A 22445-nucleotide genomic window follows, 5' to 3' on the forward strand; every position below is an offset into this window, starting at 1 on the left:
AGTATGAGTGCTATATTGGAAGTAAAAAATATTACGAAAGTATTTCCTAAAGTTGTAGCAAATGACAATGTCAATCTCACAGTTGAAAAAGGGGAAATTCACGCTATACTTGGAGAAAATGGCGCTGGTAAATCTACTTTAATGAATATTATATATGGGTTGTATAAACCAGATTCAGGTAAACTTATTTTTGATGGGGAAGAACTCAATCTAAGTGGTCCTCATGAAGCAATTGAAAAAGGTATAGGAATGGTGCACCAGCATTTTATGCTTATTCCTGTTTTAACAGTTGCAGAAAATATTGTATTAGGAGCAGAGCCTAAAGGTATAACTTATGATAGAAAAAAAGCAAATGAACTGATAAAAGAAATTTCACAAAAATATCATCTTGAAATAGACCCTGAAGCGAAAGTAAAAGATTTATCTGTTGGCCTTCAGCAGAGAGTTGAGATTTTAAAAGCTTTCTATAGAAAAGCGAAACTTTTAATTTTAGATGAGCCGACAGCTATGCTTACTCCTCAGGAAACAGAAAAATTATTTGAAATAATGAGGGGTCTTGTAAAACAAGGTATGTCTATAATATTTATAAGCCACAAGTTAGAAGAAGTCTTGGAAATTTCTGATAGAGTTACTGTTATGAGGCGAGGTAAAACTGTTGGTACTTTGAACACAAAAGAAACAAATGAGCAAGAACTTGCTAATTTGATGGTAGGTAGAGAAGTAGTGCTCCGAATAGAAAAGACTGAGTACAAACCAGGTAATGTCGCTTTAAGTGTTAAGAATTTAAGCGTAGTTGACCAGCAGAATGTTCCTAAGGTTAAAGATGTAAGCTTTGATATACACGAAGGAGAAATTTTCGGACTGGCAGGTATAGATGGAAATGGGCAATTAGAATTGGTGGAAGCTATAATGGGATTAAGGCCTAAGAAATCAGGCAATATTTTATTTTATGGAAAAGATGTTACAAATTTCTCTACAAAACAACTTTATAGAGAGGGAATATCATATATTCCACAAGATAGGCAAGCAGATGGACTTGTTTTGGATTTTACAATTGCAGAAAATTTGATTTTGAGAGAATATAGAGATCCTACCTATTCTCGTTATGGTGTAATTCAATATAAAAAAGTTTATGAAAACGCCGAGAGGAAAGTCAAAGAGTTTGACGTAAGGCCTCCTGAGTACATGCTTAAGGCTCGGGGTTTATCAGGAGGAAATCAGCAAAAAGTTATTTTGGCAAGAGAGGTAGGATACAATCCTAAGCTTTTAATTGCGGTTCAGCCTACAAGGGGAATGGATGTTGGTGCTATAGAATATATTCACAAGAGAATACTTGAATTAAGAGACAGAGGTGCTGCTGTATTTCTCGTTTCATTAGAATTAGAAGAGATAATGTCATTATCAGATAGAATTGGAGTCATATACAATGGCCAGCTTATGGATATTTTGGATGGCAAGACTGCAACAAAAGAGCAAATAGGAATGCTTATGGCTGGTTCACGATTTGATAAGACGACATTGGAGGCGAGATAATGAAGAATATTTTAAAAGAACTTTATATACCAGTGGTAGCGGTGCTTATAGCCATTGTAATAGGTTCTATCATAATGATTATTACTGGTTTTAATCCTATTAATGCGTATGCTTCATTATTTATTGGAGCTTTTGGTTCAGTCAATAATATTGCAAATACTCTTGCAAATGCTGTACCACTTATTTTAACAGGACTAGGCGTAGCCATTTCCTTTAAAGCTGGACTTTTCAATATAGGTGCAGAAGGTCAATATTGGATAGGAGCAATTGTAGGTGTTTGGATTGGTTACAGTTTCAGTGGGCTTCCTTGGTATATTCATATACCTTTTGCACTTATAGCTGCGATGATAGCAGGAGGACTTTGGGCAGGACTCATTCCAGGACTTGCAAAAGCATATACCGGTGCGAATGAGGTTATTACTACCATGATGATGAGCTATATCGCGATATATTTTAGTCACTTTTTACTTGAGTTTGGTCCTATGATGGAAAAGGGAACAATTCCTCAATCTCCTATAATTAAGGAAAGTGCAGTAATACCATTTTTGATTCAAAACACTCAGCTTTCTTACGGAATTTTTATTGCTCTTGTTGCCGCAGTTTTTGTATATTGGCTTATGTTTAAAACAACCTGGGGATTTGAAATGAGAGCAGTAGGATATAATCAAAGAGCAGCAAGGTACGCAGGAATGAATGTACCTTTGAATATGGTGCTTTCATTAGGATTAAGCGGTGTATTTGCAGGGCTTGCTGGTGCTGTCCAGATGTTAGGAGTACAGCATAGACTTTATGATAGTTTTACTTCTGGATATGGCTATACAGCAATAGTTGTAGCCTTACTTGCAAACAATAATCCAATAGGAGTTATATTTGCAGCAATTTTGTTTGCTGCTTTAGGTACAGGTTCTCAATATATGCAGCTTAATGCGCAGGTACCGGGTCAAATGGCAGACGTTATTACAGGGCTTATAGTATTCTTTGTTGCAGCTCATAGAGTAGCAGAAGTTATAAAAGACATGTTTGCTAAAAAGCAAAAGAAGGAGGCAGAAGCATGAAAGAAGTATTTTTGAACCCTCAACTTTGGGCAGCTACTTTGGCAATGGCCACACCATTGGCATTGCCTGCGCTAGGGGGTACCTTCTCTGAAAGGTCTGGTGTTGTAAATATAGCAATGGAAGGCATTATGCTTATTGCAGCATTTTTTGCAGTTGTGTTTGCTCATGCTACTGGTAGTGCTTGGTTAGGACTTTTAGGTGCTATGATAGTTGGGCTTATAGTAGCTTTGATTTTTGCGTGGGCGGCTGTAAGCTTAACAGCTAATCAAATAATTTTAGGTATGGCTATTAATATTTTTGCATCGGGTATTACAGCATACCTTTTAAACACGATGTATGGTTTTACAGGTACTCCTACTGATACTCCTATGCTTCCCACTATAGATATTCCAGGCATTAAGAATATACCATTTTTAGGCCAAGTTTTAAGTGGTCACAGTGTTGTAGTATATTTGATGATAATAATTTTATTCATATCAGATTATTTTCTGTTTCACACAAATTTGGGACTAAGACTTCGAGCAGTTGGTGAAAATCCTGAGGCGGCTGAAACAGCGGGTATAGATGTTATAAAATTAAGATATCTTGGAGTAGCTTTGAGTGGTATTCTTTCTGCGATGGGTGGCGCTTATCTGTCGATAGGTGCGTTAAATAGTTTTAACCCTGATATGACGAGTGGTAGAGGTTATATTGCGTTGGCAGCAATGATTTTTGGTAAATGGACACCTTTTGGGTCTTTTGGCGCTGCACTTCTCTTTGGATTTGCAACGGCTCTCAGTATGCAGCTTCAAAATACGGCATTTTCAAAGAATATAATCATGATGTTGCCTTATATATTGACTATCCTTGCACTTGTGGGTGTCGGCGGCAAGAGCGTGCCACCTGCTGCAGATGGAGTACCTTATACACCAAAGAAATAAGGGATTTTTATGTCGATGTTGTTACCTGAAAAAAAACCGCTGTATGAGCTCGCCTTAAGGAAAATGGAAGAATTGATAAAGACAGGGCAGTGGAAAGAAGGGAGCAAGCTCCCTTCTGAATCACAGCTTGCCAAACAATTTGGCATTAGTCGAGCTACTTTAAGGGAAGCAATGAGAATTTTAGAAGATGAAGGACTTATAGTGAAACAGCAAGGGGTAGGAACTTTTGTAAGGAGAAAACCACTTATAAAGAGTGGCTTGGAAGAGTTATTTAGTGTTACAACTTTAATTGAAAGACAAGGAATGGTTCCTGGTACAAAAGATTTTACTGTATATAAACTTCCTGCTACAGAAAATGAGGCAAATCACTTAAAATTGAAACCAGGAGATATTATATATAAAGTAGAAAGAGTAAGAACAGCAGATGAGGTCCCAGTGGTGTATTGCATAGATAGGTTACCTCAAAATATTGTAGGCGAATCTTTTACTGGATTTGAACAATCTGTGTTTTCTTACCTTGAAAATGAACACTCTATCATAATAACCTACGCAGTTTCTAATATAAGAGTTATAAAACATGACCCTATTGTTGAGAAAAAACTGATGATGGACAAAAATGATTCAATACTTCTTTTAGAACAAGTGCATTACGATGAAAACAATATGCCAATTCTTTATTCTTCTAACTATTTTAATGCTTCTAAATTCGACTTCTATATTATACGCAAAAGAACGCTGTGAAAGTAGGTGCATAAAGTGGAATATAAAGATTATGATAAGCTTATCGAATTAGCGAAGGAAGCAAGGGAGAAGGCTTATGTGCCTTACTCCCACTTTAAAGTAGGTGCATGTGTGCTTACTGATGATGGCAAAACTTATCAAGGCTGCAATATTGAGAATGCTTCTTATGGCCTTACCAATTGCGCAGAAAGGACAGCGCTTTTTAGTGCTTATGCAAATGGAGATAGAAAACTAAAAGCAATTGCAGTAGTTGCAGATACTGAAGGTCCTGTCTCTCCCTGTGGTGCATGTAGACAAGTAATGCTGGAATTGGGTGGAGAAAACATGATTGTGATACTGAGTAATATGAAAGGTGATTATGCTGTTGTCACAGTTAAAGACTTATTGCCAGGTGCTTTTACCTCAAAAGATTTAGAAAAATAATACGGACATAAATTCATAGAAGAGGTGGTAAAATGCTCAAAAGAGTCATACTAATAGTTTTGGATAGCGTAGGAGTAGGAGAATTGCCAGACGCATATAAGTTTGGGGATGAAGGTTCAAACACCTTAGGTCATGTGACAGAAAAGACAGGTGTTGAACTTCCTAATATGGGACGCTTAGGGCTGGGGAATATAATTCCTTTAAAAAGTGTTCCTGAAAACCCTAACGCTATTGGTGGATATGGCAAAATGGCTGAGAAATCAGCAGGGAAAGATACTACTACAGGCCATTGGGAGATAGCAGGACTCTTTATTGAGAAACCTTTTCCTACTTATCCCCATGGTTTTCCTGAGGAAATTATTAAAGAGTTTGAAAAGAGGATTGGAAGAAAAGTTTTGGGAAATAAACCTGCTTCAGGTACAGAAATAATAAAAGAGTTGGGAGAAGAACATGTAAAAACAGGTTTCCCGATAGTTTATACTTCTGCTGATAGCGTATTTCAAGTAGCAGCCCATGAGGATGTCATACCTCTTGAAGAGCTTTATAGAATTTGTGAAATTGCCAGGGAAATACTTAAAGATGACCATGCGGTAGGAAGAGTAATTGCAAGACCTTTTGCCGGCACTCCTGGAAATTTTGTAAGAACAGGAAATAGAAGAGATTTTTCTCTCAAACCTTTTGAACCTACAGTATTAGATATGTTAAGGGAAGAGGGATATGAAGTTTTTGCTATAGGAAAAATTGAGGATATTTTCGCTGGACAGGGAATTACTAGAAAAAACCATACGACAAACAATGACGAGGGCATTACAGCTACTATAAAAGCGATGGATGATATTAAAAAGGGGTTAATTTTTACAAATTTAGTTGATTTTGACATGCTGTATGGTCATAGAAATGATGTTGAAGGATATGCAAAAGCTTTAAAACATTTTGATAATAGGCTTCAAGAAATTATGGGAAAACTCACAAAAGAAGATTTGCTAATTATAACTGCTGACCATGGGTGTGACCCCACTACCCCAAGCACAGATCATTCAAGGGAATATGTGCCACTATTAGTTTATAGTCCTTTAATGACACACGGAGTAAATCTTGGAGTGAGAAGTACTTATTCAGACGTTGCAGCTACAATAGCTGAAATATTTAAAGTTGGTCCTACAAAACATGGCACATCCTTCTTGAGGGAATTACCTTTATGACAGGAGGTATAATTTATGCGGATGTATGACCTTATAATGAAAAAGAGAGATGGTGGAATTCTTACAAAAGAAGAGATTGATTTTATAATTTCTTCTTATACCAAAGATTATCTTCCTGATTATCAGATGAGTGCTTTAGCAATGGCTATATATTTTAGAGGAATGACGCCAGAGGAGACTGCACATCTTACTATGGCTATGGCTTACTCTGGCGATGTGATGGATTTATCAGCCATTAAAGGAATCAAAGTGGATAAACACTCAACTGGTGGTGTAGCTGACACTACTACATTAGTACTTGCTCCGATGGTAGCAGCCTGTGGAGCGCCTGTTGCCAAAATGTCGGGAAGAGGTTTAGGACATACCGGTGGGACGATAGATAAACTGGAGTCAATACCAGGAATGAGAGTAGAACTCAGCGAAGAGGAGTTTATTGATAACGTAAATAAATATGGTATTGCTATTATTGGGCAGACAAAAAATCTCACACCTGCTGATAAGAAATTATATGCTTTAAGAGATGTTACTGCAACAGTAGATTCTATTCCGCTTATAGCGAGCTCTATAATGAGTAAAAAGATTGCCGCAGGGGCAGATGGCATAGTATTAGATGTAAAAGTGGGTAGAGGAGCTTTCATGAAAGACTTAGAAAATGCCAAAGCCCTTGCTAAATTAATGGTGGATATTGGTAATTCTGTAGGCAGAAAAACTGTAGCCCACGTTACAAATATGGATTATCCGTTAGGGCTTGCAATAGGAAATGCTCTTGAAATAGTAGAAGCTGTCCAAGTATTAAAAGGTCATGGTTCTAAAGATTTGTTGGAAGTATGTATGCTACTTGGTTCTGATATGCTTCAAATTGCAGGCGTTGCAAAAGACGATACGGAGGCGAGGGCAAAACTAAAAGAAGCACTTGATAGCGGAAAAGCCCTACAAAAATTTAAAGAATTTATAAAGGCTCAAGGTGGAGATGAAAGAGTAGTTGATGATTTATCACTTTTACCACAGGCTAAGTATATAAGACCTTGGATTGCCGACAGAGATGTATATATAAAAGACCTGATGGCTTTAGATTTAGGTCTTGTAGCGATGAAATTAGGAGCGGGAAGAGAGAAAAAAGAAGATACAATTGATTTAGCTGTTGGTATAATGTTAGGTGGGAAAGTTGGAGATATAATTAAGAAAGGAGAACCTATTGCGACGATATATGCCAATGATGAAAGCAAATTAGGTTGGGCTTTTGATGAAATCAAAAAATATATTCTTCTTTCAGATGAGCCTGTAGAAAGACCAACATTAATATTTGAATAGCATTTTGAGCGATTCTTCCTAAAAAGAATCGCTTAGACTGTAGACAAACTTTCGTAAAGGAGATATTTTTCAATCGGTGCGACTTGTTACAAAGCGCTAACAAAACTTAGCAAGACCGAGGGTGGAGGCAGGGCCGAAGCCATGGATGGCGGAGGCGGGCACCTTAAGGCATGGATGCCGATTGTGCCCGGTACCCTGCCGGAACCCGAAGGCCGAGCTTTAGTTTTGTCGCTTTGGAACATCGGAGCGACGATGAAAAATATCTCCTTTGAATATTTTTTTAACTTTGTCAACAAACTGAGCGATTCTTCCTAAAAAGAATCGCTTTTTTATGTTAAAGTTCTATTAATTAAAGCCGATAAATATATATTAAGGTTTTATCAAATCTACTTTAGAAGGGGAGAAGTGTTGAATGGGAAAGACTATCCGTGCTCAACTCATACGTTCATTTGTAATAATAGGAGTCCTCATTGCAATTTTATCTTTAACAGTTAATTTAGGTATTATTAATACTATTAAAAATATTGAAAACCTGAGAAAATATGTAGTTAATCAGGTAATCAATGTATCAAGTGCTCAAGTTCAAATTGCAGTGTTAAGCGGCAACATACAGCAAACTTTAAATGATTATATAAGCGGGAATACAACGAATTTTTCTGTTGGAATTCCCATACGTTCAATGGAAACATATATATACAATATTCAAAACAGACTGGAAGACTACAAAAGCACAAAAAGTTATGATACTCTCAAGAAAGACTTAACAGCTATACAAGAAGATATACAAAATTTAAAAAAAGCAGTAAATAGTTTACCTGAAAAATATAATCCAGTAGAAGATAGCGATAAAATAGTTAACATTACTTATTATTTAAACCATCTGCAAAGTGCTTTAAACGATTTTAGTTCTACATATTCTCAAGGTTTCTTGCCATATTTTAATAATATGATACAGGAGAACCAAAAGACTTTTTATGTTTCATTAGGAGTTAGCATTATAATTGCTATTCTAATTTTAATTTATGTAATAATGATTGTGAAAAAATTAAGAAAATTTGCAAAACTTATCAATTCCGAAATTGACGCTGCAGTAAAACAATCAGAGAAAGTTATGAATTATGCGGTAAACATAAGAGATAAATCAGAAGAAAATACTATGAACATAACTTCTTCAAAACAAGGTTTAGAGGATTTAGTGAATGGGATTAACATAATTTCAGAAAATATAAATGAAGTTGCTGAGTCTATTACTAAAGTTTCGGAGACTAATGAAAATTTGTCACAAGTTTCCGATAAACTTATGAGAGACATGAATGAAGCAATGATGAAAATCAAAGAAATAGAAGAAAATGCAAACAGGCAAGGTGAAGAAGTTAAATCATTAATTGAGTCTTTACAAGAAAGCTTGGAAAACTCCAAAAATACTTCAAAACAATTGAATGAACTAGAGAAAAGAATGGGTGGTATAAAAGATATTCTTTATTCAATATCAGATATAGCTGAGCAGACGAATCTTTTGGCACTTAATGCGGCAATTGAAGCAGCAAGAGCTGGAGAAAACGGAAGAGGATTTGCAGTTGTGGCAGAAGAAATAAGGAAACTTGCAGCGCAATCGACAGAAAGTGTAGAAAGAATAGGAGAGATAATAGAATCTCTTACCCAATTTACAAGAGATACTGTTGATAATGTTATCAAAAACATTGATACTTCTACAAAAGCTTCCAGCGAGGTGAATAAAGTATTGGATATATTTGAACAGACAAAAGAAGGATTTGACAAAGTTTCTGATATTATTAGTGAAATTTCTGTTGCGGCAGAAGAGACAGCTGTAAGTTCTAGTCAAACACTACAAGCCATGAGAAATGTAATGGCAGCATCACAAAATATATCTGCACAAGTAGAAGAATTATTGGCTTCTTCGCAGCAACTTTTGGCAGAGATAAATGTAGTAGATGAAAATAATTTAAAAAATCTTGATCACATAAAAGAACAGGTTCAATATACTGAAGAGCAAAAGGCTAATATGCAAAAAATTACGAATATTGTAAAACAACTATAATCTTGACATAGATACCTTATATGTTTTATAATTTATTCAAACAGCGTGCGACGGGTTACGGCATGAGCTGGTAAGGTAACTATTACCTTACCGGCTTTTAATTTTTCGAAAGGGAGGATTTTTATGAAAAGAATATTTGAACTTACAATGAAAGACATTGAAGGAATGGACAAAAATACGCTTATTGAAACGATAAGGACTTCTGAAGGAAGGACGGTAATGGCAGAGACTATTGTAACAGTTCCACCGCTGGTTTATGGAGTATCAAATATGGAACTGGCAGCTGCGTTTGGGAGTGACATGATTACGTTGAATTTTTTTGACTTTCAAAAACCATTTATTTTTGGCATAGACGATATAGGAATAAACTTTTCGGCTGGGCCTTCTGAATTACAAAAAATAGTTGAAATAGCCTCCAAAAACGCAGAAGATTTTGACTATATTAAGAGACTCAAAAAGATTGTTGGAAGGTTTATAGGTGTAAATATAGAGCCAGTTCCTGAAGGAGTAAAGTATGTAGAGGGACGAAAATTAAATAAAGAAAATCTTTTAAAAGCTAAAGAATACGGTTTTGATTATGTTGTTATAACTGGTAATCCCAATACAGGGGTAAGTGTCAGCACGATAATAAAAGGAATAGAATTAGCAAAAGAAATTTTTGGTGAAAATATGATGGTCATTGCTGGAAAAATGCACGGTGCTGGCTCAGGAAACATATATGAAGACGAAATTTTAAAAGATTTTGTAAAAGCAGGTGCTGATTGTATTTTGATACCAGCGCCTGGTACTGTTCCAGGAGTTGATTTGAATCTTGCAAAAAGACAGATAGAAGCCATCCATGAATCAGGTGCATTAGCAATGACTACAATTGGCACCTCACAAGAGGGTTCACAAAAAAGCACAATAGAATTTATTGGGGTTCAATCAAAAATGGCAGGGGCAGACATACAGCATATAGGAGATGCAGGATATGCAGGAGTAGCACTTCCTGAAAACATAATGGCGCTGTCTATTGCCATAAGAGGAGTAAGGCATACTTATAGGAGAATGGCATATTCTTTGAATAAGTAATAAGTATATACTTTATCTTCTTTTGGCAATGGCATTATCAGAAAACTTTGTAACAAGTCACTCTGTATGCAAAATATCTCCTTTGCGAAAGTTTGTCAACAGTGTGAAATTGTTTTTCAATAATTAGTTATTGACAGACTGCAAAATAGATTATATAATATTGGTAAACGAATACTAAATTGCGGCGTGTTACTGCAAAAGCAGGCATGAGCCGGTGAAGGTGTTATTACCTTGCCGGCTCTTTTTATATTAAATGCCTGAAAAATAAAAATTAAGGAGGGTTTTATATGAAATGGTTAGCAAATCTTCAGAAACTTGGCAAAGCCTTAATGCTTCCAGTTGCAGTTTTACCTGCAGCAGCGTTGCTTTTAAGGCTTGGCGCACCTGATGTTTTCAACATTCCTTTTATTATGCAGGCAGGTGCAGCGGTATTTGACAATTTACCTCTCATCTTTGCTATAGGTATTGCAATAGGTTTTGCAGAAGGGGATGGAGTTGCAGCTCTTGCAGCAGCAGTTGGCTATTTTGTACTGACAAAAGGTGCGACAACTATTAACAAAGATATCAACATGGGAGTTTTAGGTGGTATTTTAATGGGTATCATAGCCGGTTATCTGTATAACAAGTATCATGATATTAAACTTCCTGATTTCTTAGGCTTCTTTGGTGGAAAAAGATTTGTACCAATTGTAACGGCTTTCGCTGCAATTGTACTAGCACTTGTGATGGGTTATGTATGGCCTCCAATACAGAATGGTATATATGCGCTTGGCGAGTGGATCATTGGCGCGGGAGCACTTGGAGTATTTGTATATGGTGTACTTAATAGGCTTTTGCTTCCTTTTGGACTTCATCACGTTATAAACAGTCTCGTCTGGTTTGTATTTGGTACCTTTAAAACAGCAGCTGGCAAAGTTGTAACTGGCGATTTAAATAGATTTTTTGCAGGTGATCCAACAGCGGGAACATTTATGGCTGGATTTTATCCAATTATGATGTTTGGCCTTCCCGCAGCAGCTTTGGCTATGTGGGCGGCTGCTAAACCAAATCAAAGGAAAGCAGTATCCGGTGTATTCATTAGTGCAGCTCTTACATCGTTTTTGACAGGTATTACAGAGCCTATTGAATTTTCATTTATGTTCTTGGCCCCTATACTTTATGTAATTCATGCCCTTTTGACAGGTTTATCTCTTGCTATAACTTATGTTCTTGGTATAAAGGATGGTTTTGGCTTTTCAGCTGGTCTTATTGACTATATCTTAAACTATGGCATAGCTACAAAACCTCTTTTACTCCTTGCAATAGGTATAATTTATGGTGCAATATACTATGTAATTTTCTACTATATAATAGTGAAATTCAACCTGCCAACTCCTGGCAGATTAGAAGAAGAAGCTGTTGACCAATATGCAGACATGTCAAAATCAGAACTTGGTGATATTGCTGCACAATACGTAGAGGTATTAGGTGGAGCAGAAAATATCCAGTCTTTGGAGGCTTGTATAACAAGGTTGCGCTTGACTGTGAAAGACGATACAATAATAGACGATGATAAACTTAAAAAGTTAGGGGCAACAGGCGTAATGAGAATGGGCAAAAATGCATTGCAAGTAATTGTTGGTACAAAAGCTGATTTGATTGCACAAGAAATGAAAAAACACATGAAAAAAGCAGGAGGTAAAATTTAAGGTGAAAATGTTTTAGGCGGCCGTAAACTGGCCGCCATCAAAATTATTTTAAAAAGTTTGAAATATATGGGTATAGCAAGATATTATAGAAAATACAGAAAGGGCTGATTGCATGTTTAACATATTTAAAAAGAAAAAATACGTAGATATATATTCTCCTATTAATGGCATATTATTAAAAATTGAAGATGTCCCAGACCCTGTGTTTTCTCAAAAAATGGTAGGAGATGGAGTGGCATTAGAACCTAAAGAAGGTATAGTATATTCACCGGTTAATGGCACTATTATACAATTATTCCCTACAAAACATGCTTTGGGAATAAAAACAGAAGAAGGATTAGAAATACTAATTCATATTGGGATGGACACAGTAGAAATGAAAGGAAATGGATTTGAAAGTTTTGTTTCAGAAGGTGGAAGAGTGAAAATAGGAGATAAGTTGCTAAAATTTGACATGGAATTGGTTAAAAAAGAACACCCATTGACATCTCCAATTATTATTACTAATATGGATATAGTGGATAAAATTGTAAAAGAACCTGATGGTGAAGAAGTAAAAGCAGGAAAGACAAAGATTATGAGAGTATACCTCAAGTGAAAAGTGAGGTATTAATTATGTATCAAGTGTTAAAAGTTCTAAACAATAATGTGTGTATGGCAAAAGACGATAAAGGTATGGAATGCATAGTTATTGGAAAAGGTATAGGATTTGGCAAAAGACCAGGTGATATTATTGAAGAAGATAAGTTGGAGAAAATATTTTATGTACAAGAAGATGTTAATAAAATTAAGTTTTCTGAGTTGATGGAAAAGATAAGAGAAGATGTAATAGGTATTGCAGAAGAAATAATAGCGATGGCAGAAAAAATAACAGGCAAAAAACTTAATGAGCATATACACATTGCACTTGCTGATCACATTGCCTTTGCGATTGAAAGAATAAATATGGGAATAGAAATAAAAAATCCTTTTAATATAGAGATAAAAGCTTTATATAAAGATGATTACAATATTGCATTAAAAGCGTTAGAATTGATAAATCAAAGGCTTAATATTTTACTACCCGAAGATGAAGCAGGTTTTATAGCACTTCACTTGCATGCTGCTTTAGAAAATGCTGGTTTGTCAAATACTTTAAAAAATGCTAGATTGGTATCTCAATTAGTAGCAACAATTGAAAACCACCTAGGGAAACATATTGATAGAGATTCGATTGATTATCTAAGACTTGTAACTCATCTGCGTTTTGCTATTGATAGATTAGAAAAAAATGCTCCTGTGGCAAATGAACTTTTGGCCTCTATAAAGAAAAAATTTAAGAGAGCTTATAATATAGCAATGCAGGTGTCAAAAGTAATAGAAAATACGTTAGAAAAAGAAGTTCCTGAAGAAGAAATTGGATATATTGCAATACACATTCAACGATTAATCAATACTATTTAACAAACCCGAACTAAAATTAATTTTAGTTCGGGTTTTGCAATTTTTATAATACAAAATTGCAAAATACTATTGACTTTATAAGTGGTTACATATAAAATATCTTATAAAGAGTTTTTGAAGGGGGAAGTGGAATGACTCTTAAAAAGGGCAAGAAAGTTTACATTGTTGACACAACTTTAAGAGATGGAGAGCAAACTGCAGGGGTTGTGTTTGCAAATAACGAAAAAATCAGAATTGCACAAATGTTGGATGAAATCGGAATAGACCAATTAGAAGTAGGTATTCCGACAATGGGAGGAGACGAAAAAGAAACAGTTGCAAAAATTGCAAAGCTTGGATTGAATGCCAGCATAATGGCGTGGAATAGAGCAGTTGTAAAAGACGTTCAAGAATCTTTAGAATGCGGTGTTGATGCAGTTGCAATTTCTGTGTCTACTTCTGATATTCACATTGAGCATAAACTTAAGAAGTCAAGGCAATGGGTTTTGGACAATATGACTGAAGCGGTTAAATTTGCTAAAAAAGAAGGGGTATATGTTTCTGTCAACGCAGAAGATGCTTCTCGAACGGATATGGACTTTCTCATTGAATTTGCGAAGTGTGCAAAACAAGCAGGAGCAGATCGTTTGAGATTTTGCGATACCGTAGGGTTTTTAGATCCTTTTAAAACTTACGACATGGTCAAAGCAATAAAAGAAGCTGTTGATATTGATATTGAAATGCATACCCACAATGATTTTGGAATGGCTACTGCAAATGCTCTTGCAGGTATGAGAGCCGGTGCTAACTTTATAGGAGTTACAGTAAATGGTCTTGGAGAAAGAGCTGGGAATGCTGCATTAGAAGAGGTTGTAATGGCATTAAAGCACGTCTACAAAATAGATTTAGGAATAGATACAACTAGATTTAGGGAAATTTCTGAATACGTTGCTTTAGCCTCGGGAAGACAGTTGCCAGCATGGAAAGCTATAGTTGGAACAAATGTATTTGCCCATGAGTCAGGTATTCATGTAGATGGTGCCCTTAAAAATCCTCACACATATGAAATATTTAACCCTGATGAAGTAGGCCTTGAAAGGCAGATTGTGATAGGTAAGCATTCTGGTACTGCAGCTCTTATAAATAAATTTAAAGAATACGGCAGAGTTTTAACAGAAGAAGAGGCAAATCAGCTTTTGCCTCATGTCAGAAAATTAGCTATACAGCTTAAGAGGCCGCTTTTTGATAAAGAGCTCATGTACCTTTATGAGGATGTTATCAAAAACAAAGAAAGGGCTATATAAAATTATGTTACAGGAGTGAAAGCAATGAATCTCACACAGAAAATATTATCTTCTCACCTTGTCGAAGGAGAAATGATAAAAGGTCAAGAGATAGCCATTAAAATTGACCAAACTTTGACTCAAGACTCCACTGGTACAATGGCGTACCTACAATTAGAAGCTCTTGGTATAGATAGAGTAAAAACTGAACTTTCTGTTGCTTACATTGACCACAATACATTGCAGCAAGGTCCTGAAAACGCAGATGACCACAGATACATTCAGACTGTTGCAGCAAAATACGGCATATATTTTTCAAGACCGGGAAATGGCATCTGTCATCAAGTGCATCTTGAAAGATTTGGAAGGCCAGGGAAAACTCTTTTAGGTTCTGATAGCCATACGCCAACAGCAGGAGGCTTAGGGATGTTAGCTATAGGCGCAGGAGGCTTAGATGTTGCTTTGGCTATGGCGGGAGAGCCTTACAGGATTATTATGCCTTCCATTGTCAATGTAAGGCTTACTGGGAAACTTAGACCTTGGGTATCGGCAAAGGATGTGATATTGGAGCTTTTAAGAAGACTTACTGTAAAAGGTGGAGTTGGCAAGATATTTGAATATTCAGGGGATGGAGTAAAAACTTTATCAGTACCCGAAAGAGGTACAATTGCCAATATGGGGGCGGAATTAGGAGCTACTACATCAATTTTTCCATCAGATGATAGGACATATGAATTTTTAAAAGCTCAAGGAAGAGAAGATGCATTTGTGCCTTTGGCTGCCGATGAAGATGCAGAATACGATGATGTCATTGAAATAAACCTTGATGAACTTGAACCTTTAGTAGCACTCCCTCATAGTCCTGATAATGTTGTAAAAGTTAAAGACGCAGGCAGGCCAAAAGTTGACCAAGTTGCTATAGGATCCTGCACAAATTCCTCTTATGCTGATTTAATGAAAGTTGCTTCCATATTGAGAGGCAAGGTTATTCCAGAACATGTAAGCCTTGTAATTGCTCCTGGTTCAAGACAAGTTCTTAACATGCTTGCAAAAAATGGTGCACTTTCAGACCTGATATCGGCAGGTGCAAGAATACTCGAAAGTGCTTGTGGACCTTGTATTGGCATGGGTCAAGCTCCCGCAACAGATGCAATTTCGATTAGAACCTTTAATAGAAACTTTTACGGCAGAAGTGGTACCAAGTCAGCGTCAGTTTATCTCGTAAGCCCTGAAGTTGCTGCTGCTGCAGCTTTGACAGGGTATTTAATAGATCCGAGAGAGTTAGGGGAAGCACCTGAAGTACCTTATGTGGAGAAATTTGAAATTAATGATAATATGATTATAAAACCGCCAGAGGATAGGGAAAAGGTGGAGATAATAAAAGGACCTAATATAAAGCCATTCCCTCTCAATACACCTCTTTCTGATATAGAAAAGAAGGTGCTAATTAAAGTAGGAGACGATATAACTACAGACCATATAATGCCTTCAAATGCTAAATTGTTACCCTTAAGGTCTAATATCCCTGAACTTGCTAAACACTGTTTCGAAATAATAGATGAAAACTTTTCTAAAAGAGCGATTGAATGGGGCGGTGGCATAATTGTCGGTGGAAGCAACTATGGACAAGGCTCTAGCCGAGAACATGCGGCATTGGCTCCACTTCAACTGGGAGTAAAGGCTGTCATAGCAAAGTCATTTGCGAGAATACACAAAGCAAACCTTATAAATAGTGGAATTCTTCCTCTTACTTTTGTAGATGAAAAAGATTATGAAGACATTGAGGTTGGGGATGTTTTAAAGATAGAAAATGCGGTAGAACAAGTAAAAAGAGGCGGCAGGATAACAGTGAAAAACCAAACAAAAGGTACAACCTTTGAAGTAGATCTTGAGGTTTCAGATAGAAACAGAGAAGTACTCATAGCAGGTGGCATGATAAATTATGTAAAAAGTAAAAATACTAAAAAAACCGGGTGATATGAACCCGGTTTTTTTAATGTGGAGTGTACCGAAGTTGTAACTGTTATATTAGCAATGGTAAAGACTCGTACCGAACTTAAAGAGAATGGGTAATAAGGAAGTGTGTTTGCTAGTTCGAATTTATATAAGAATGGGATGGTAGTCAGGATAGAGAGACAAAATAATGTGAAGTGTGATAAAAATTCAAAAAGATGAGAGGTTGATGGTAAAATTTTTTATAATTTTTATATATTTTAAGAAGGAATTTTAAAAATAATGTCGAATATATAAAATTAAGATAATAAGAAGTTAGAAATAACATAAATTTACTTTAGAATATAGGAAGTTATATGTAGCATTATTTAAGAAAGGCCATAATTGTTTTTTGCTAGCTAGATAATACAAATTTTATTTTATAAACTTATTACGAACTTCTTAATAAGTTAGGGAGGGTAAAGTAAATTGAAGAGGAAAAACAACTTAAAAGAATTAAAAGACAGAAACAAAAAATTAATTTTAAAAACACTTATTAATAAAGGTGCATTGTCGAGAACAGAAATTTCGCAATATACTGGTTTAAGCTTAACAGCTGTTTCAGATTTGATTGACGAATTAATAGAGGAGAATATTATAAAAGAAAACGGGATAGGTACATCTACGGGTGGTAGAAGGCCCATTATGCTACAGTTTAATCCTGAAAGTGGATATATTTTAGTGGTTAAGGTTGATGAAAATAAAATAATAGCTTCTTTGTTTGATTTTTCTATGAATAAGATATCACAAAAAGAAATTAAATTTGATTATTTTGAAATATCTAAATTAGAGGACAAAATAAAAGAATGCTATTTTTCTTTTGAAAAAGAAATATCTAAAGAGGATAGAAAAATATTTGGCATAGGTATTTGTTTGAACAATGATGTTAAAATTTTAAAACCGAGAGGAATTTTAAATACCTCTATTTCTTCAGAGTTTATAACAATAGAGCAGTCACTATCTTTGGAGCTGGGACTTACTGTTGTTCAGGAAGATGAATTGAATTTAAAGGCTATGGCCGAATACCAAAACCTAAATACGAGACAGAATCTTGCTTACATTAAAATAGATGAAAATATAGAGTCTTCAGTAATTATAAAAGGGAAGCGTTTGGAAACTAGCATAAATATTGGACAAATGATCGTAGATAAAAATGGCCCAACCTTAGACGAGGTAGTATCAATAAAATCAATAATAAAAAGAGCATTAATAATGATAATCGAAGAGCATGAAAAGGAACAAATTGATAATATACCTTCAATAAATATTGATAATTTGTGCGAAATATTAAATGATGAGAAAAAAAATCGTCTTATAAATGAAGTAAGTAACTATTTAAAAGTGGCTATTACCAATTTAAAAAATTTACTGGATATAACAGTCTTTATATTTGATGGTAAAATATTGAAATTATCAGCTATTATTAATTCTCTGGCAAGATCTTGCGAGAATATGGTGATTAAAAACTCATCTACAAAAGATGAAGATGTTATGAGAGAAGCAGCAAAGCTTACTTTAAAAAAAATAATAAATATTATATAGGAGGCGTAGCTTTATGAAATTTCTTGATTTGCTTAATTCAAACAAAATGACGTTAATAGTTAGTTTACCTGAAAACAAATTAGAATTTGCACAGGCTGCTGTGAAAGGAGGTGCAGATGCGTTAAAGGTCCATGCCAATGTTTATCATTCGGCGAGTGGCAATAATTTTAAAGGTATAATGGAACAAAAGGAGGTGTTTGAAGAGATAATTAAATATGCCAATGTGCCTGTGGGTCTTGTTCCTGGTGCACAGTTATATGCAAGCAAAGATGAAATTAAAATTGTAGAAGAAATTGGTTTTAGTTTTTTGTCGATGTTTGCCCATTATATGCCGCTTTATATGATTGATTCAAATCTTGACAAGATGATTGCTGTTAATGAAACATATGATTTAGGTCATATCAGGGCAGTTAATAGAATAGAGGTAGATGTAATAGAAGCAGATGTTCTTCCTGATGATAGAAGAGAAAAAATTTATGTATTTGATTTAATGAGATATGGCAGGCTTGTTGAAAATGTTGACAAACCTGTTGTAGTTCCTACTCAAAGGATTATAGAACCGGAAGAAGTAAGATTCTTATATGAATTAGGAGTAAAAGGGATAATGATAGGTGCAATTGTAACAGGAAATACTGTAGAAGGAGTTGAAAGAACAACTAGTTTGTTTAGAGAAGCGATAAATAAATTGTAAGGGGGTTTTTATCATGCAGGCAGTATTGATATTGGTTCTTTTTTTAGCAATTGCAGTGCTTATGATAACTAGGAAGTTGCCTACATTAATAGCACTTCCAATACTTGCGATAGGAATAGCAGTAATTGCTGGTGTTCCTCTAAAAATGGTAGATCCTAAGACTAAAGTAGACACCGGGCTTTTAGCTTATGTGATAGATGGAGGAGCTATAAAACTTGCAGCTGCATATGTTGCGGTAATGTTTGGTGCATGGCTTGGGCAAATAATGAACCAAACTGGGATATCGAAATCCATCGTTAAAACAGCAGCTGAATTAGGCGGAGATCGACCTTTTATAATAACAATTTTAGTTGCAGCAGCGATAGCTTTACTATTTACAACTGTAGGCGGCCTTGGGGCTGTAATAATGATTGGTAGTATAACACTGCCTATATTAATGTCAGTGGGTGTAGCTCCTATAACGGCAATTGCAGTATTTCTATTTGGCATGGCGATAGGACTTGAACTTAACATGGGTAACTGGGCTTTTTATATAACAGCTACTGGTGTAACATTAGAACAAGTTAAAAATTTTGCATTAGTCCTTATGGTTTTAACTGCTATAACAGCTCTGATTTTTATAATTATAGAATTTAAACGCCAAGGTTTAAAATTTAGTTGGGCCCAAGTTAATGAAGAAGATGCTGAAAAAAAGGTGAATTTTTTAGCATTATTAACACCGCTTATACCCATTACTTTTGTATTGATATTTAAATGGTCAATTATTTCATCTTTTATGATTGGAATAGTTTATGGCGTAATTACAACACAAAAATCAATTAAAAATGCTTTAAATACCCTTACCAAAACTGCTTATGATGGTATAGCAGATTCTGCACCGGCTGTACTTTTAATGATAGGAATTGGCATGTTGCTAAATGCCGTTATGCATCCTATGGTCGCAAAAAGCCTTGAACCCATTTTAAAGAGTATTATTCCTTCATCGCGAATATCGTACATTATATTTTTTAGTTTACTTGCACCGTTAGCTCTTTACAGAGGTCCTCTAAATTTATGGGGATTGGGAAGTGGTATAGCGGGTCTTATCATTGGTTTAAAACTTTTGCCACCGACTGCAGTAATGGGTGCACTTTTATCAACAGAAAGGATTCAAGTAATAGGAGATCCAACAAATACACAAAATGTTTGGTTAAGTAATTATGCTGGTGTTGACGTTAATAAACTTTTATTAAAACTACTACCATATATATGGATACTTGCTATAGCTGGCGTAGTTACAGCGTCAATAATGTTCTTTTAAAATTATAAAAGGGCTAAGTAAATTAACTTAGCCCTTACCATCAAATGTATAGGAGGAGATAGTATTGAAAGTAAGAATCGGGATAGATGTTGGAGGAACATTTACAGATGCGGTTGCTATAGATAATGACACTTATGAATTAATAGGGACAATAAAGGTACCGACGACACATACTGCGAAAGAAGGTGTTGCAAAAGGCATTATAGAAGCCCTTATGAAACTTATGGAAGAGCACAGTATAGATCCAGAAGATGTCCTATTTATAGCCCATGGTACAACACAGGCAACGAATGCCTTATTAGAAGGTGACGTTGTTCCTGTTGGTATTATAGCTGCAGGGGAAGGTCTTGAAGGTATTAAAGTAAAAAGTGATACAAATATACAAGATATAGAACTTGCACCAGGCAAGATATTAAAAATTGCAAGTCAATATATTGAATTAGATGAGGAATTTGAAAAAAAGGTAGAAATGAAAATTGAGGACTTCAAAAAGCAAGAGATAGGAGCGATTGTTGCAGCACAAGCCTTTTCAGTAGATGATCCAACAATTGAGGATAAAATAGTAGACATTGTAGAGCAAAAAGGACTTCCAGCGACGGCAACGCATGAAATAACAAAACTATATGGATTAAAAATAAGGACAAGAACTGCAGCAATAAACGCATGTATACTTCCCAAAATGATAGAAACAGCAAACATGACAGAAGATAGCGTAAAAAAATCTGGCATAAAAGCACCTCTCATGATAATGAGAGGCGATGGGGGAGTAATGAATATAGCGGAAGTGAGGAAAAGACCGATACTAACACTTCTTTCAGGACCTGCTGCAGGTGTAGCAGGAGCTTTGATGTATGAAAAAATATCTGACGGCATATTTCTTGAAGTTGGTGGAACAAGTACAGACATATCTGCAATAAAGACAGGCAAAGTAATGGTAAACTATGCAGAAATCGGTGGGCACAAGACTTATCTTAACTCCCTTGACGTAAGAACGGTGGGAATAGCAGGAGGGAGCATGGTAAGGCTTGGTGAGAAAGACATAGAAGACGTTGGGCCCAGAAGTGCTCATATTGCAGATTTACCATATGCAGTTTACAGCGATCCTGAAGAAATAATAGAACCTGAAATAGTATATATAAAACCAAAGAAGAACGATCCTGATAATTATGTTGCAATCAAAAGCAAGAATGGGAAAATATTTGCAATAACTGTCTCCTGTGCGGCAAACGTATTAGGATATGTAAAACCAGAAGATTACGCCTATGGTAATCAAGAAGCTGCAAGAAAGGCATTAGAACCAATTGCCAAAAAACTTAATAAAACAGTTGAAGAAGTAGCGAAAAAAATAATGGACATTGCAAGCATGAAAGTAATAAAAGTTGTTGAACAGCTTATTACTGACTACAAACTTGACAAATCTACCACGGTACTTGTAGGTGGAGGAGGAGGAAGCGCTTCAATAGTTCCCTATGTTGCAAAAATGATGGGTATGCACCATAGAATAGCCAAAAACGCCCAGGTAATTTCTACAATAGGAGTAGCCCTTGCAATGGTAAGAGAAATAGTAGAGCGTACCATACAAAATCCTACTGAAAAAGACATATTGTCAATAAGAAATGAAGCAAAAGAAGCAGTAATAAAATCAGGGGCATTAGAAGAAACAGTAGAAATATATGTAGAAATAGACTCACAAAAGAATATAGTAAGAGCAATTGCTACAGGAGCTACAGAATTACGTTCCAAAGATATATTAAACAAAAACTTAGGAGAAGAAGAAATAAAGAAAATAGCAGCTCAAGCAATGAAGCTAGAATCGACAAAAAACCTTCAAATAATCGATAAAACAGGTTCAATGTATATCATAAAAGGCATAGAAAGCAGAAAGAGATTCTTTGGGCTATTATCACAAAAGCAGGAAAGAGTAGTAGTAATAAACAAAGAAGGGGTTATAAGACTTCACAAAAATAACGGCAAAGTATCTAGAACAACCATAAAAAGCTTTGAAAAGGACTTAAACAAAGCATTAGAGCAAAACATTTCTTATGGTGATGGCGGAGCCGAAATTCCTGATTGCTTTATCATACTGCCAAATAGAATAGTAGACCTATCAGGACTTATTGACAAGGAACAAATAATTTCACTGGCAAAAGTAGAAATAAGTGGCTTATCTGATAATGACCGAATACTCATATTATTAAGCAAAAGGTGATGA

General features: G+C 35.5%; 19 protein-coding genes. All 19 read left to right on the plus strand.

Features of this window, described 5'->3' with window-relative positions; genetic code table 11:
* The first annotated feature begins 3 nt into the window (after nt 1-3).
* The 19 genes from THYS13_RS12590 to THYS13_RS12675 all read left to right on the plus strand — a co-directional run bounded on the left by THYS13_RS12590 (nt 4) and on the right by THYS13_RS12675 (nt 22442).
* The gene (locus THYS13_RS12590; protein ID WP_042834879.1) at nt 4-1533 is read left to right on the plus strand and encodes an ABC transporter ATP-binding protein; all 1530 of its coding nucleotides are present in this window, start codon (nt 4-6) and stop codon (nt 1531-1533) included.
* Nucleotides 1533-2588, plus strand: coding sequence for an ABC transporter permease (locus THYS13_RS12595; protein WP_042834880.1), 1056 nt, complete (start codon nt 1533-1535; stop codon nt 2586-2588). The genes THYS13_RS12590 and THYS13_RS12595 overlap by 1 nt, the downstream gene beginning before the upstream one ends.
* Nucleotides 2585-3508 (plus strand): ABC transporter permease, encoded by a 924-nt coding sequence (locus THYS13_RS12600; RefSeq protein ID WP_042834881.1) that lies wholly within the window; start codon nt 2585-2587, stop codon nt 3506-3508. Before THYS13_RS12595 ends, THYS13_RS12600 begins: the two co-directional genes overlap by 4 nt.
* A 15-nt stretch (nt 3509-3523) precedes the next feature.
* Nucleotides 3524-4249, plus strand: coding sequence for a GntR family transcriptional regulator (locus THYS13_RS12605; RefSeq protein WP_042834882.1), 726 nt, complete (start codon nt 3524-3526; stop codon nt 4247-4249).
* Nucleotides 4250-4264: 15 nt separating this feature from the next.
* Nucleotides 4265-4672 carry a cytidine deaminase gene (locus tag THYS13_RS12610; protein WP_042834884.1) on the plus strand — a complete coding sequence of 136 codons (408 nt, stop codon included), beginning with the start codon at nt 4265-4267 and terminating at the stop codon, nt 4670-4672.
* Nucleotides 4673-4704: 32 nt separating this feature from the next.
* Nucleotides 4705-5874, plus strand: coding sequence for a phosphopentomutase (locus tag THYS13_RS12615; protein WP_042834885.1), 1170 nt, complete (start codon nt 4705-4707; stop codon nt 5872-5874).
* 15 nt (nt 5875-5889) lie between these two features.
* Entirely contained in the window at nt 5890-7185 is a 1296-nt protein-coding gene (locus THYS13_RS12620; protein ID WP_042834886.1) for a pyrimidine-nucleoside phosphorylase, read from the plus strand.
* A gap of 141 nt (nt 7186-7326) precedes the next feature.
* Nucleotides 7327-7500 carry a hypothetical protein gene (locus THYS13_RS14450; protein ID WP_200773841.1) on the plus strand — a complete coding sequence of 58 codons (174 nt, stop codon included), beginning with the start codon at nt 7327-7329 and terminating at the stop codon, nt 7498-7500.
* A gap of 97 nt (nt 7501-7597) precedes the next feature.
* A complete protein-coding gene (locus THYS13_RS12625; protein WP_042834887.1) occupies nt 7598-9244 on the plus strand; it encodes a methyl-accepting chemotaxis protein in 1647 nt (548 codons plus the stop codon).
* 123 nt (nt 9245-9367) lie between these two features.
* Nucleotides 9368-10315 carry a hypothetical protein gene (locus THYS13_RS12630; protein ID WP_042834888.1) on the plus strand — a complete coding sequence of 316 codons (948 nt, stop codon included), beginning with the start codon at nt 9368-9370 and terminating at the stop codon, nt 10313-10315.
* A 287-nt stretch (nt 10316-10602) separates the two neighbouring features.
* The gene (gene nagE, locus THYS13_RS12635) at nt 10603-12003 is read left to right on the plus strand and encodes an N-acetylglucosamine-specific PTS transporter subunit IIBC (RefSeq protein WP_042834889.1); all 1401 of its coding nucleotides are present in this window, start codon (nt 10603-10605) and stop codon (nt 12001-12003) included.
* A 112-nt stretch (nt 12004-12115) separates the two neighbouring features.
* Nucleotides 12116-12601 carry a PTS glucose transporter subunit IIA gene (locus THYS13_RS12640; protein ID WP_042834890.1) on the plus strand — a complete coding sequence of 162 codons (486 nt, stop codon included), beginning with the start codon at nt 12116-12118 and terminating at the stop codon, nt 12599-12601.
* A 17-nt stretch (nt 12602-12618) separates the two neighbouring features.
* On the plus strand, nt 12619-13446 hold the full coding sequence (gene glcT / locus THYS13_RS12645) for a glucose PTS transporter transcription antiterminator GlcT (RefSeq protein ID WP_042834893.1): 828 nt from the start codon (nt 12619-12621) through the stop codon (nt 13444-13446).
* Between the two features lie 131 nt (nt 13447-13577).
* The gene (nifV, locus tag THYS13_RS12650; RefSeq protein WP_042834894.1) at nt 13578-14729 is read left to right on the plus strand and encodes a homocitrate synthase; all 1152 of its coding nucleotides are present in this window, start codon (nt 13578-13580) and stop codon (nt 14727-14729) included.
* Nucleotides 14730-14753: 24 nt separating this feature from the next.
* Nucleotides 14754-16685, plus strand: coding sequence for an aconitate hydratase (locus THYS13_RS12655; protein WP_042834895.1), 1932 nt, complete (start codon nt 14754-14756; stop codon nt 16683-16685).
* Between the two features lie 444 nt (nt 16686-17129).
* The gene (locus THYS13_RS12660; RefSeq protein ID WP_042834896.1) at nt 17130-18242 is read left to right on the plus strand and encodes an ROK family transcriptional regulator; all 1113 of its coding nucleotides are present in this window, start codon (nt 17130-17132) and stop codon (nt 18240-18242) included.
* Between the two features lie 13 nt (nt 18243-18255).
* Entirely contained in the window at nt 18256-18933 is a 678-nt protein-coding gene (locus THYS13_RS12665) for a hypothetical protein (RefSeq protein ID WP_042834897.1), read from the plus strand.
* A 13-nt stretch (nt 18934-18946) separates the two neighbouring features.
* Nucleotides 18947-20233 (plus strand): C4-dicarboxylate ABC transporter, encoded by a 1287-nt coding sequence (locus tag THYS13_RS12670; protein ID WP_042834898.1) that lies wholly within the window; start codon nt 18947-18949, stop codon nt 20231-20233.
* Nucleotides 20234-20297: 64 nt separating this feature from the next.
* Nucleotides 20298-22442, plus strand: a complete 2145-nt coding sequence (locus tag THYS13_RS12675; RefSeq protein WP_042834900.1) for a hydantoinase/oxoprolinase family protein — start codon at nt 20298-20300, stop codon at nt 22440-22442.
* Nucleotides 22443-22445: the final 3 nt, after the last annotated feature.

This window comes from Thermoanaerobacter sp. YS13 (assembly GCF_000806225.2).
Lineage (GTDB): Bacteria > Bacillota > Thermoanaerobacteria > Thermoanaerobacterales > Thermoanaerobacteraceae > Thermoanaerobacter > Thermoanaerobacter uzonensis.

Bases quoted from the DNA above. Each gene is read 5' to 3' on its own strand.
- THYS13_RS12620 (WP_042834886.1), top strand. From the start codon at position 5,890: ATGCGGATGTATGACCTTATAATGAAAAAGAGAGATGGTGGAATTCTT.
- THYS13_RS12630 (WP_042834888.1), top strand. From the start codon at position 9,368: ATGAAAAGAATATTTGAACTTACAATGAAAGACATTGAAGGAATGGAC.
- glcT (WP_042834893.1), top strand. From the start codon at position 12,619: ATGTATCAAGTGTTAAAAGTTCTAAACAATAATGTGTGTATGGCAAAA.
- THYS13_RS12615 (WP_042834885.1), top strand. From the start codon at position 4,705: ATGCTCAAAAGAGTCATACTAATAGTTTTGGATAGCGTAGGAGTAGGA.
- THYS13_RS12640 (WP_042834890.1), top strand. From the start codon at position 12,116: ATGTTTAACATATTTAAAAAGAAAAAATACGTAGATATATATTCTCCT.
- THYS13_RS12605 (WP_042834882.1), top strand. From the start codon at position 3,524: ATGTTGTTACCTGAAAAAAAACCGCTGTATGAGCTCGCCTTAAGGAAA.
- THYS13_RS12655 (WP_042834895.1), top strand. From the start codon at position 14,754: ATGAATCTCACACAGAAAATATTATCTTCTCACCTTGTCGAAGGAGAA.
- THYS13_RS12595 (WP_042834880.1), top strand. From the start codon at position 1,533: ATGAAGAATATTTTAAAAGAACTTTATATACCAGTGGTAGCGGTGCTT.
- THYS13_RS12590 (WP_042834879.1), top strand. From the start codon at position 4: ATGAGTGCTATATTGGAAGTAAAAAATATTACGAAAGTATTTCCTAAA.
- nifV (WP_042834894.1), top strand. From the start codon at position 13,578: ATGACTCTTAAAAAGGGCAAGAAAGTTTACATTGTTGACACAACTTTA.
- nagE (WP_042834889.1), top strand. From the start codon at position 10,603: ATGAAATGGTTAGCAAATCTTCAGAAACTTGGCAAAGCCTTAATGCTT.
- THYS13_RS12665 (WP_042834897.1), top strand. From the start codon at position 18,256: ATGAAATTTCTTGATTTGCTTAATTCAAACAAAATGACGTTAATAGTT.
- THYS13_RS14450 (WP_200773841.1), top strand. From the start codon at position 7,327: ATGGATGGCGGAGGCGGGCACCTTAAGGCATGGATGCCGATTGTGCCC.
- THYS13_RS12600 (WP_042834881.1), top strand. From the start codon at position 2,585: ATGAAAGAAGTATTTTTGAACCCTCAACTTTGGGCAGCTACTTTGGCA.
- THYS13_RS12670 (WP_042834898.1), top strand. From the start codon at position 18,947: ATGCAGGCAGTATTGATATTGGTTCTTTTTTTAGCAATTGCAGTGCTT.
- THYS13_RS12625 (WP_042834887.1), top strand. From the start codon at position 7,598: ATGGGAAAGACTATCCGTGCTCAACTCATACGTTCATTTGTAATAATA.